This is a genomic window from Agrobacterium vitis (assembly GCF_013426735.1).
GTDB classification, from domain to species: Bacteria; Pseudomonadota; Alphaproteobacteria; order Rhizobiales; family Rhizobiaceae; genus Allorhizobium; species Allorhizobium vitis_D.
The window spans coordinates 912,501-924,354 of sequence record NZ_AP023272.1; the positions used below are offsets into that span (position 1 = coordinate 912,501).

Below are 11,854 nucleotides of genomic sequence, written 5' to 3' on the forward strand. Positions count from 1 at the left end.
TCCTAACCAAACTCCGAATACCTGAGAGTACTAATCGGCAGACACACGGCGGGTGCTAACGTCCGTCGTGAAGAGGGCAACAACCCTGACCTCCAGCTAAGGTCCCCAAGTCATGGCTAAGTGGGAAAGGATGTGAGGATCCCAAAACAACCAGGATGTTGGCTTAGAAGCAGCCATCATTTAAAGAAAGCGTAACAGCTCACTGGTCTAAATAAGGGTCTTTGCGCCGAAAATGTAACGGGGCTAAAGCCATGCACCGAAGCTGAGGATGTGCAGTAATGCACGTGGTAGCGGAGCGTTCCGTAAGCCTGTGAAGGGACAGTCGTGAGACATCCTGGAGGTATCGGAAGTGCGAATGTTGACATGAGTAACGATAAAGGGGGTGAGAGACCCCCTCGCCGAAAGACCAAGGGTTCCTGCTTAAAGTTAATCTGAGCAGGGTTAGCCGGCCCCTAAGGCGAGGCAGAAATGCGTAGTCGATGGGAACCACGTTAATATTCGTGGGCCTGGTGGTAGTGACGGATCACACAAATTGTACAGTCTTACTGGATTGATTGTGCAGTGGAGTGGTTCCAGGAAATAGCTCCACCGTATAGACCGTACCCGAAACCGACACAGGTGGTCAGGTAGAGTATACCAAGGCGCTTGAGAGAACTATGTTGAAGGAACTCGGCAAATTGCACGCGTAACTTCGGAAGAAGCGTGACCCCTTTTTACGCAAGTGGAGAGGGGTGGCACAGACCAGGGGGTAGCGACTGTTTATCAAAAACACAGGGCTCTGCGAAGTCGCAAGACGACGTATAGGGTCTGACGCCTGCCCGGTGCTGGAAGGTTAAAAGGAGAGGTGCAAGCTTTGAATTGAAGCCCCAGTAAACGGCGGCCGTAACTATAACGGTCCTAAGGTAGCGAAATTCCTTGTCGGGTAAGTTCCGACCTGCACGAATGGCGTAACGACTTCCCCGCTGTCTCCAACATAGACTCAGTGAAATTGAATTCCCCGTGAAGATGCGGGGTTCCTGCGGTCAGACGGAAAGACCCCGTGCACCTTTACTATAGCTTTACACTGGCATTCGTGTCGGCATGTGTAGGATAGGTGGTAGGCTTTGAAGCTTGGACGCCAGTTCGAGTGGAGCCATCCTTGAAATACCACCCTTATCGTCATGGATGTCTAACCGCGGTCCGTTATCCGGATCCGGGACAGTGTATGGTGGGTAGTTTGACTGGGGCGGTCGCCTCCGAAAGAGTAACGGAGGCGCGCGATGGTGGGCTCAGACCGGTCGGAAATCGGTCGTCGAGTGCAATGGCATAAGCCCGCCTGACTGCGAGACTGACAAGTCGAGCAGAGACGAAAGTCGGTCATAGTGATCCGGTGGTCCCGCGTGGAAGGGCCATCGCTCAACGGATAAAAGGTACGCCGGGGATAACAGGCTGATGACCCCCAAGAGTCCATATCGACGGGGTTGTTTGGCACCTCGATGTCGGCTCATCGCATCCTGGGGCTGGAGCAGGTCCCAAGGGTTTGGCTGTTCGCCAATTAAAGCGGTACGTGAGCTGGGTTCAGAACGTCGTGAGACAGTTCGGTCCCTATCTGCCGTGGGTGTAGGAATATTGACAGGATCTGTCCCTAGTACGAGAGGACCGGGATGGACATATCTCTGGTGGACCTGTTGTCGTGCCAACGGCATAGCAGGGTAGCTATATATGGAATGGATAACCGCTGAAGGCATCTAAGCGGGAAACCAACCTGAAAACGAGTATTCCCTATCAGAGCCGTGGAAGACGACCACGTTGATAGGACGGGTGTGGAAGCAGGGTAACCTGCGAAGCTTACCGTTACTAATAGCTCGATTGGCTTAATCGTTCTCATTGACCATGCTCATCAAAGCCTTCGGCTTTGATGATGCCATCTGTTTTGTCCTGACGCTGTCGGCTCTTTGAGCCTTCGCTGCGGACGGCCAGCACCATCAGGTGCGACGGCCCTTGGCCTTGCGGACTTTGTCCGATGAGTGCCACGAAAACGAAAAAAGACGTGTTCATAAAAAATCCAGCTTCTCAAATATGCAAAGCATCAATACGGTTCCGTATGGTCCTTTGGCACCCTTCAACACGTCAGTGTTGAAGAAAGGTTTGCCAAAGAAAAGGGAACAATGTTGATGCGAAGCATCAACATTGCCCTTAGCTGACCTGGTGGTCATGGCGGGGCGGCCGCACCCGTTCCCATTCCGAACACGGCCGTGAAACGCCCCTGCGCCAATGGTACTTCGTCTTAAGACGCGGGAGAGTAGGTCGCTGCCAGGTCTGCTAAGCGCAATGTTCATACTCAAATCAATCATCTTCTCTCAAAAACATCGGCCCAGCCGAAAACATAAAGGGTCGCTCAAGCGACCCTTATTCCGTTAACGAATAACAATATATAACGCGGGGTGGAGCAGCCCGGTAGCTCGTCAGGCTCATAACCTGAAGGCCGCAGGTTCAAATCCTGCCCCCGCAACCAATAGTTACACAAAATCCCGTAGCCTTAAATGCTGCGGGATTTTTGCGTTTGGGGAATGAGATCCCCGGGCTTTCAGCTCTGTTTGGACTTGCCCGGAAGAAGTGGAGAGCGAATCCCTAACCTTTGATAGGATTTCGCCCTATGACGAACACGAAGAAGAATTCACCCGGCCGCCACGCCAAGTTCACAGATGCTTTCAAAGCTGAGGCTGTCCGACTTGCGCGCACCAGCGGCAGGCCGTTGCGTGCAATATCCGATGATCTTGGCGTTGGGCTCTCGACGCTTGGGAAATGGGTGAGCGCCCACAAGGAAGCCGACCTGCTTTCTGGACCACACGAAGATACTGCCAAGGAACTGGCGCGTCTTCGCAAGGAAAATGAAATTCTGCGTCAGGAGCGCGATTTATTAAAAAAAGCAGCCGCCTTCTTTGCAAAGGAAACCATGAAATGAAATTCAAGGTCATTGCGGCAGAGAAGGCCAATGTTCCTGTTCAGCGTGCCTGCACGCTTCTGGGTGTCAGTGAAAGCGGATATTACGCTTGGGACATACGCAAACCAAGCCTGCGGCAAAGGACGGACATGGTTCTTTTGGCTCATATCCGGGCTCAGTTCACCACCTCACATGAAACCTATGGAAGCCCACGCATGACGGTGGAACTGAAGGAAGACGGGGTTTGCGTCGGTCGCCACAGGGTTGCTCGCATCATGCATGACAATGGTTTGAAGGCATTGCAGAAACGCCGATTCAAGAGAACAACTGACAGCGATCACAAAGGGCCTGTTGCCCCCAATATTCTGGATCAGGACTTTGCCGCCACAGGTCCAAATCAGAAGTGGGGTGTTGACATCACCTACGTTTGGACGACGCAAGGCTGGCTCTATCTGGCCATTGTTGTCGATCTCTATTCTCGACGTATTATCGGCTGGGCCACCAGTGATCGAATGAAGCAGGACCTGGCATTGACGGCATTACGACGGGCCATAGCCATCCGCAGACCGCCGAAGGATGTCATTCACCACTCCGACCGTGGTAGTCAATATTGCGCGACCGACTACCAAAAGCTTCTGAAAGCTCACGGGTTCATCCTGTCGATGAGCGGCAAGGGCAATTGCTATGACAATTCCATGGTGGAAACCGTGTTCAAGACAATCAAGTCAGAACTGGTTTGGCGAACTGTATTCAAAACAAGGACCCAAGCTGAAATCGCCATTGGACAATACATCGACGCCTTCTATAATCCAAAAAGAAGACATTCCTCCTTGGGCTACAAATGCCCAATTCAGTTCGAGAGCATCCCTCTCAAGCTGACACCCTGAAGAAGCCTTCGCTCTCCACTTTTTTCGGGCAAGTCCAGAGGAGGTCTCAGCAATAGTAGGCGCACCCGACCGATCGAGTCGAGGCCTAATACGTCGCCTTGCTGATGTTGACTCTTTGGGCTTCCCAAATCGCGGTGAATCTGAATCTCTGGGGCAAACCGGAGGTTTACGATGCGATCAGGGATTTCGTTGCGTGAAGATTTTGATGGAGACCATCTCCGGCGGCTGGCGCGGCAGACGAAGGACGCGGCCCAGGTAAGACGCTTGTTGGCGCTCGCGTCGATCTATGACGGCGGCACGCGGTCAGATGCCGCCCGCCTCGGCAATGTCACGCTCCAGATTATCCGGGACTGGGTCCTGCGCTTTAACGAACGCGGCCCCCAGGGCCTGATCAATGGCAAGGCTCCCGGTCAGCAGTCGCGGATGAACGATCAGCAGCGTGCGGCGCTGGCGCAGGCCATCGAGCGTGGTCCGACGCCCTATCTCGACGGCGTCGTTCGCTGGCGTCTGTGCGATTTGGCGCAATGGCTCTGGGAAGAGTTTCGCGTTTCTGTGAGCGAGCAAACGCTGAGCCGTGAAGTACGAGCCATGGGCTATCGCAAGCTGGCTGCCCGGCCCAAACATCACGCGCAGGACCCTCAGGCCATTGACGATTTTAAAAAAGTTTCCCAGCCGCAGTGGCAGAAATTGTTGCCGGAGCAGCCCAAGGAAAACGAATAGAGATTTGGTTCCAGGACGAGGCCCGGATCGGGCAGAGTGAGGCGGAAAAGCAAATGATCCAGTGAATCATTTGCCCGACGAACGAAGATCACGCGCCGTTGGGCCAAGCGCGGAACGCGACCGTCCGCGCCGCATGATCAACGCACGAGATCGGCCTATATCTTCGGTGCCATCTGCCCGAAGCTCGGCAAGGCCTCCGCGCTGGTCATGCCATGGTGTGACACCTACGCAATGACCCAGCATCTGGCTGAAATCGCCCGTCATGTCGATGACGGCGCGCACGCCATCCAGATCATGGATCAGGCTGGCTGGCACATGTCCAACACGCTCGTCGTGCCCGACAACATCACCATCCTGCCGTTGCCGCCGAAGTCGCCGGAGCTCAATCCCGTCGAAAACCTTTGGCATTTCATGCGCGAAAACTGGCTCTCAAACAGGATCTTCAAATCTTACGACGACATCGTCGCTCACTGCTGCGATGCCTGGCGAAAGCTCGAAAGCCAGCCGTGCCGCATCATGTCCATCGGACGCAGAGAGTGGGCAAATGGGTTTTGATCAATGAGACGGCGTATTACCTGGGCCGCGTCCTTCGTCTGCCGCGCCAGCCGCCGGAGATGGTCTCCATCAAAATCTTCACGCAACGAAATCCCTGATCGCATCGTAAACCTCCGGTTTGCCCCAGAGATTCAGATTCACCGCGATTTGGGAAGCCCAAAGAGTCAACATCAGCAAGGCGACGTATTAGGTGTCATTTCATAAGAGACTTCTTCTATTCACGAATCCTTTATTGTTCTTCACAATAATCGGATTGTTGACTTTTGAGGAGCATGACGAATTCCTCCGGGTCATGCCTAGCGAATGACACTCACCTTCGATCCAGATTGACAGACTTATTGTAACGCGTTGGATGGCTCACGATGTCCTTATACACACAGTTCAAAAAATCTTCCCGGGCACAGCTAGCAATTACCGAGATCGAAAATTTGACTCGCCGTCTAGCCGACGGGGACACAACGCATCGTGCGCAGGCAGACATTGCGACCGGGGAGGCAAGGATGCTGCTGGACGCGGTCAACAGATTGCTCGACGCGGCTATGCGTCCAGTCTCCGACCTCCGCGATGCCACGGCCCGCATGGCAGTGGACCACGACAAGGGCGATATTGATGCGATCCTTCCGGTCGATGCCTTCAAGGGTGATCTTTCCGTCATGGCGAAGGGCATCAACGAAATGGTCGCTGGCCATATATCGGTAAAAAAGAAGGCGATGGCCTGCGTTCAGGAGTTCAGCGAAGGAAATTTTGAGGCTGCGCTTGAGCGGTTCCCGGGCAAGAAGGCATTCATCAATGACACGGTGGAAACTTTGCGTGGCAATCTCAAGGGCTTTATCGCCGAGATGAACCGGATGTCCGCCGAGCACGATAAGGGTGATATCGACGTCTTCGTGCCTGTCGAGCGGTTTAAAGGCGACTTTGCGGTGATGGCAAAGGGCGTCAACGACATGGTCAATGGCCATATCATTGTGAAGAAAAAGGCAATGGCTTGCATCAAAGAATTCGGCGAAGGGAATTTTAACGCGGCGCTTGAGCAATTTCCAGGAAAGAAGGCGTTCATCAACGAAACGGTTGAAACGCTGAGGAGCAATTTCCGAGACATCGTCACCGAAATACAGCGTTTAACCGTTGCGTCGACGGAAGGCAATTTGAGCGAGCGAGGTGTCGCCACTCGGTTTGTCGGAGATTTTTCCAAGATGGTTTCAGGGATAAACGGCATGTTGGATGCCATCTTGTTGCCGATTGGTGAGGGCAATCGAGTACTTAATCTCGTCAGCATCGGCGATTTGACGGAGCATGTGGAGATTGCCTGTGAAGGCGACCATCAGAAAATGAAGGATGCAATCAATTCATTGGTCGATAATCTGACGGCCTTTGCAACGGGTGTTGCCAGTGCGGCCGATCAGGTGACGAGCGGCAGCCAGGCGCTCTCCTCCACCTCCGAGCAGCTCTCGCAGGGCGCGACAGAGCAAGCCTCTGCTGCTGAAGAGGCGTCGGCGTCCATGGAGCAGATGGCCGCTAATATCAAGCAAACCGCCGATAATGCATCACAGACAGAGAAGATTGCCCGCCAGTCTGCAAAAGATGCCGAGTTATCCGGCGAGGCGGTTGATAAAGCCGTCAATGCGATGCGAACGATCGCAGAAAAAATTTCCATCGTTCAGGAAATCGCTCGTCAGACAGATCTCCTGGCACTGAACGCCGCGGTTGAAGCCGCCCGGGCAGGTGAGCATGGCAAAGGCTTTGCTGTTGTTGCGTCCGAAGTCCGCAAGCTTGCTGAACGTTCACAGGCCGCAGCAGGAGAGATCAGCGGTCTGTCTAGCGAAACCGTCAAGGCAGCGACGTCTGCTGGTGAAATGCTGCACCGGCTCGTTCCTGATATTCGCAAGACCGCCGAACTCGTCACGGAAATTTCGGCCTCCTGCCGTGAACAGGATTTGGGAGCCTCCCAGATAAACGAGGCCATTCAGCAATTGGACAAGGTCACGCAGCACAATGCCAGTGCTTCGGAGGAAATGTCGGCCACCTCTGAAGAGCTTGCGTCTCAGGCGGAAGAATTGCAGTCTTCGCTGACTTTCTTCCAGACCAGTGACAATGGCGATTCCCAGGCACGCAAATCGCGGGTGTCAATTGCACCAGTTCGAAAGGCAGCGCCATCGGCCCAGCCGGTCCGCAAGCCAATGGCAAACCGATCCGTTGCGGCGCAGCAAGCCCGCGCGAAGGGCTTTGCTCTCGACCTTTCCATGGGTGGCCCTGACGCAGAAGATGATCGCTTTCATCAACTCACTTAATACCAAGATCGCAGATGCTCCCTCATCGTCGCCTTGAGCAGCTTATCAATGTCTCAAATACATCAAATGTTTGAGACATTTGCAAAAAGAATACGATGAGTCATTTTCAATGACTCATCGTATAAAGCGGATGAGACGTGATCAGCTGTTACATCATTCCTCGAGCTTCCACATGGCTGCCATCGCTATCCTTCCTGACGTAAAAACCATTCGGGATTGCTTCCTGAACAAGCGGAACATGAGATATCAGCCCAACAGTGCGGTTCTGGCTGGCCAGGCTATTTAAAGCCTGCAAGACCAGATCAAGTGTGCCTGAGCCGTTTTCTGTATCAAGGCTGCCAAAGCCTTCATCGAGGAAAATGGTATCGAGGCGCACCTTGCCGCTGGCGCTTTCGACCACGTCGGCCAGACCCAGGGCAAGTGCCAGGGCAGCGATGAAGGTTTCGCCACCGGAAAGCGTTGCTGTAGGTCTCGCCTTGCCGGTATGGATATCGAAGGCAAGAATGCCCAGCCCGCGCTTACCCCGTCCGCCGGATTCGATATCGCGTTCCAGCCTGTAGCGACCATTGGTCATCGGCCCCAGCCGTAGGTTGGCGGCCTGCAAGACCTGTTCGAACATCGCGCCGATGGCGAAGGTTTCCAGTTTCAGTTTCTGCCGGTTCTGGGCATCGAACAGACTAGCCAACTCCCGCAGGGGACCGGACGTTGCCTCGGCTTCGTCAAGACGTTTGGCAATACCAGCAAGCTCCTGCTGCAAGTTTTGCAGGTGATCGAGCCGCGCTGCCGTTGCTGCACGCTTTGTAACAGCTGTATCGAAAGCGGCTTCAGCCAACGAAAGCGCCTCTTGATGGGCGAGAAGGTCCGGCGGGTGTTTCCCCGCGAGCGCGGTCTCCAATTCCATGAGCTTTTCATTGTCGCGCCGCAATTGGCGTTGGTGATCCTCTATCGTCGCTTTGTCACGCTCAAGTGTCGTGATGGCAGGTTTCAGTCGGTTCAGATCGTCGCGCGTCAGGCCAGCGTCGCGCAGGCGATCCTCGAAACCCTGATTTTCCTTTTCGAAGCGGGCTTGTCGTTCGGTCAGGATGTTTTCGGCGGCTTCGCTGTCTTTTTGGGCGCTTAAAGCCGCTTCACGGGTTGCGGTGGCGTCCTCTTCGCTGCGCTTCAGCGCCGTTTCCCGGCTTGTCATCAAGGCCTTTGACTGTTGAAGATTGCGCTCTAGCGTTGCTCTATCGCGCAGATGCATCGCGATGCCGGAGAGCATTTCGGCAAGCCGGGCGTCACCATTGCTGGTCTCTGTCGTCAGCGCGGCCAGCCGGTCCCGGTGCTGGTCCAGGCGGGCTTGCGCATCGGTGATGGCTTTTCCAAGATTTTCGAGCGCGGTTTCGGCAGCGGCGATATCGATGGCCGGTCCAAGCCCGCGAAGGGCATGCTCCATATATTCCATGTCCTGGCGCAGGTCCGGGATCTGGCGCTCCGGGCGCTCCAGATCCGCAAGACGGCCCTGGCGTTCATCAACGGTGGCTTGCGCAGAGGCATGAGCGGTAGCGCTATGCTGCTCTTCCAATCGCGCCTTTTCCAGCGTCTGTTTTGCTTCGCGAAACGCCTTGTCCAATCCGGCCTCGGCACTGTCCCCCATCGCAGGGGCCGGATGGTCGGTTGCGCCACAAACAGGGCAGGGGAGACCAGGCGCCAGCTTTGCTGCAAGATGGAGAGCCTGCGCGGAGGCAAGCTGGCGTTCGGCCTGATCGAACAGTGCTGCGGCGCTGATAGCCTGAGCCTGCCGTTCGGCATGGATGTTTGCGCTATGATTTAACTGTTGGCGGGCCTGTTGCAGATCTTTTTCGGCCCGTTCCACGATCTCGGCTTGCTTCACCTGGGCCTGCAAGGCCGTAAGGTTTACGGTCAGTGATTGCCTGCGCTCATGGGCAAGGCGGGCCTGTTTCAAGGTCTGTTCCCGGACGTGCCGCTTGCCAGTCAGCTCGGCAAGACCGGCCTCTGCGGTTCGGAATGCGGCCTGTTCCTCCTGCACGCGTCGTTTGGCCGCCTCGACCGATGCGGTGAGGCCGGTGGCTTTTTCAAGCACATCCCGATCGCGTTCCAGCTGATCGATTGTCCGGCGCAGCGCCTCGATTTCGCTTTTGCTTTGTAATTGCTGCTGGTAGGCCGCTTGCGCCTGTTGCGCGGTTGCCTGCGTCGATGTCTGGATCTGCATTGCCAGAGACAGCGCGGCCTCAGCATCCTTGCAATCGCGCTGTGCCTCGATCACCCTGTCCTCAGTATCGGTCAGCGTCCGGGCGCGTTCGGCGGCTGTAATTTGCATTTGCAGTGCGGCCATGTCTGTGGCGCGGTCGAGGTTTTTTTGCCGTGCCTGGCGAGCGGTGTCCATGGCCTTGAACAGGCTATCGGCGGCTCTCGCTGCTTGCAACGCGGCGCGGGCGGCATCTGCCTCAGCCCGGAAATGCACCTCCGCTTGCTGCCGCTCGGTGAGCGAGGATGCCGCCTCGGCAATCCCGTCTACCAGTGCCTGCATGCTGTCAAACCCGTCAGCACCGAGGCGGCGAAGCCAGACGGCGCGCTCCTCGCGCACCAGCCGTTCGGCGCTTTCGGCATCGTTCTTCAGTTTTGCCGCCAGCCGGCGATAGAGAGAGACATCGAAGAGGGCGCTCAGAATATCCTGTCGTTCCTGGGTTTTGGCGGAAAGAAAGGCCTCGAACCGGCCCTGCGGCAGAAGCACGATCTGCTTGAACTGTTCAGGACCGTAACCGAGCAGATCGGTGATTTTTTCGCGTACCAGGCCGATCTTTTTTTCAGCCAGCACCTTGCCCGGCTGGGTGGCGGTAATTTCACTTTCGCCAAGCCCGGTGGCGTCGAACAGCCAGGCCTCATGGGCGTCCCGGGTTTCGCCACCGCCGCGTTGTTTTGGCCGCATCTGTTCGGGGCGACGGCGGATCACGTAGCGGCGGGCGCCGAGATCGAACACGAACTCTACCTCGGTTGCCATTTCGGACGAAGCATGGTCGGAGCGCAGCGAGATGGTGTCCTGCTCGGCTCTGGCTGCTTCGCCAAACAGGGCAAAAGTCATGGCGCTGAAAATCGTAGATTTTCCTGATCCCGTCTGGCCGTAAATGCCGAACAGGCCAGCGGCGACCGCTTCGCGAAAATCAATGGATTGGCGTCCGGCATAGGGGCCGAAGGCCTGTATCACCAAGCGAACAGGTCTCATGCGGCAGTCTCCTCGGCGTCCAGTTCGTCCAGCATGGCCGTTACCAGCGCGCGTTCTGGCTCGGAGATCGGTTCATCACGAACCTGGGCGATGAAATCGGCGATCACCTCCAGCGGATCGGCCGGGGCAGCCGTGCTGATGGCAAATTTAAGCTCCGGCGCACGCTCGTCACGGGCATAGGTCAACTGGCAGGCATTGGGAAACACCGCCCGCAGCCGCTTCATCGGATCGATCAGCGGGGTGGGATCGGTCAGCACCGCCTTGATAAAGTCCTGCGACGGCTGGGCCAGGAGCAGATCGGCCAATAGCCCGCGCAACAGGCGTACGGCCCGCGGCGGGTTGAAATCGATGGTTTCGATCCGTGCCTGACCATCGGCGTCGAGATCGATCAGGGTCATGGATTTCTGTTCGCTGGCCTCGCCGAAGCTGAACGCCAGTGGCGAACCGGAATAGCGGATGTGAGGGGCGGAAACATGTTGTGGCCGGTGCAGATGACCGAGTGCCACATAATGAGCGCCTTCGAAAATTTCTGGTGACACGGTCTCAATACCGCCGACGCGGGCCAGCGGACGTTCTGTGTCGCCGCTTGTTCCTCCGGCGACAAAGGCGTGGGCGATCACCACCCAACGCGCACCCTCCGGCAGGCTGCGGCGCGCGTCTGCCATCTGGGCGGCCAACACGTCTTGCGGTGTGGCTATGGCCGGGTCGGCAAAACACTCACGGGCCGCAAATTCATAAGCGAAGGGCAGGGCGGAAAAGGCTACCGGTCCATGCGCGTCATGCAGGACAAGGGGTGTCATATCTCTTGCTACTGGACCCTGAATAAGCGCTCGCCGCCTGTCGGTCATGATTGCCATGGCGCCGATCCGGTCGCCGGAATCGTGATTGCCGGCAATGATCGCCACGGCGGCGGTGGTTTCTGCCGCCACCCGTGACAGGAAGGCGTTGAACTGGCGTACCGCCGTTGCCGGAGGGGCTGCCCGGTCGAAAATATCGCCGGCAATGATCAGGATATCGGCACGGGTGGTGCGGAGCGCATCAACGATCTGGTCGAGAATGGCGTCTTGATCCTCGTCCAGCGATAATCCGTTCAGTTGGCGGCCCAGATGCAGGTCGGCGGTGTGCAGGATTTTCATGGTGTCCGATCCGGTGAGCGATGTCCGTTGGGATTCTCTACCGGCATAACGTAGCAGGCTCCAGATGAAACACTGGCCAGGTCGGCTTTTCCCGGGCTCTTTGCGTGCAAGGCGAGGATGTG

Annotated in this window: 4 protein-coding genes, 1 tRNA gene, 2 rRNA genes and 3 pseudogenes (1 of these 10 running past the window's edge); 7 read left to right on the forward strand and 3 right to left on the reverse strand. The window is 56.4% G+C overall.

The features are described 5' to 3' along the window. Positions 1-1,861 (forward strand): 23S ribosomal RNA (locus tag H1Y61_RS04140); it begins 1,094 nt to the left of the window's first position. Between the two features lie 2 nt (positions 1,862-1,863). Here H1Y61_RS04140 and H1Y61_RS04145 read toward each other — a convergent pair. Beyond that, positions 1,864-2,037, reverse strand: a complete 174-nt coding sequence (locus tag H1Y61_RS04145) for a hypothetical protein (RefSeq protein ID WP_174113773.1) — start codon at positions 2,035-2,037, stop codon at positions 1,864-1,866. Positions 2,038-2,183: 146 nt separating this feature from the next. Between H1Y61_RS04145 and rrf the strand changes: the two genes are divergently transcribed. The 6 genes and pseudogenes from rrf to H1Y61_RS27065 all read left to right on the forward strand — a co-directional run. Then, positions 2,184-2,298 (forward strand): 5S ribosomal RNA (gene rrf / locus H1Y61_RS04150). A 119-nt stretch (positions 2,299-2,417) separates the two neighbouring features. Beyond that, positions 2,418-2,494 (forward strand) — tRNA-Met (locus H1Y61_RS04155). Positions 2,495-2,635: 141 nt separating this feature from the next. Beyond that, positions 2,636-3,810, forward strand: a protein-coding gene (locus tag H1Y61_RS04160; protein WP_235680773.1) for an IS3 family transposase whose coding sequence is annotated in 2 segments (ribosomal slippage) — positions 2,636-2,912 and positions 2,912-3,810 — 1,176 coding nt in all. Because the reading frame shifts where the segments join, the coding sequence is not laid out codon by codon here. A 171-nt stretch (positions 3,811-3,981) separates the two neighbouring features. Further along, positions 3,982-5,085 (forward strand): annotated as a pseudogene (locus H1Y61_RS04165) (IS630 family transposase). Positions 5,086-5,663: 578 nt separating this feature from the next. Beyond that, a pseudogene (locus H1Y61_RS27150) lies at positions 5,664-6,119 on the forward strand (methyl-accepting chemotaxis protein); the annotation flags it as partial. A 105-nt stretch (positions 6,120-6,224) separates the two neighbouring features. After that, positions 6,225-7,164, forward strand: a pseudogene (locus H1Y61_RS27065) (methyl-accepting chemotaxis protein); the annotation flags it as partial. 357 nt (positions 7,165-7,521) lie between these two features. Here H1Y61_RS27065 and H1Y61_RS04175 read toward each other — a convergent pair. Next, a complete protein-coding gene (locus H1Y61_RS04175) occupies positions 7,522-10,596 on the reverse strand; it encodes an AAA family ATPase (RefSeq protein ID WP_180573785.1) in 3,075 nt (1,024 codons plus the stop codon). After that, a complete protein-coding gene (locus tag H1Y61_RS04180) occupies positions 10,593-11,732 on the reverse strand; it encodes an exonuclease SbcCD subunit D (protein ID WP_180573786.1) in 1,140 nt (379 codons plus the stop codon). Before H1Y61_RS04180 ends, H1Y61_RS04175 begins: the two co-directional genes overlap by 4 nt. Positions 11,733-11,854 lie beyond the last annotated feature (122 nt).

Coding starts and splice junctions, on each gene's coding strand:
- H1Y61_RS04145 (WP_174113773.1), bottom strand. CDS start 2,037: ATGAACACGTCTTTTTTCGTTTTCGTGGCACTCATCGGACAAAGTCCG.
- H1Y61_RS04180 (WP_180573786.1), bottom strand. CDS start 11,732: ATGAAAATCCTGCACACCGCCGACCTGCATCTGGGCCGCCAACTGAAC.
- H1Y61_RS04175 (WP_180573785.1), bottom strand. CDS start 10,596: ATGAGACCTGTTCGCTTGGTGATACAGGCCTTCGGCCCCTATGCCGGA.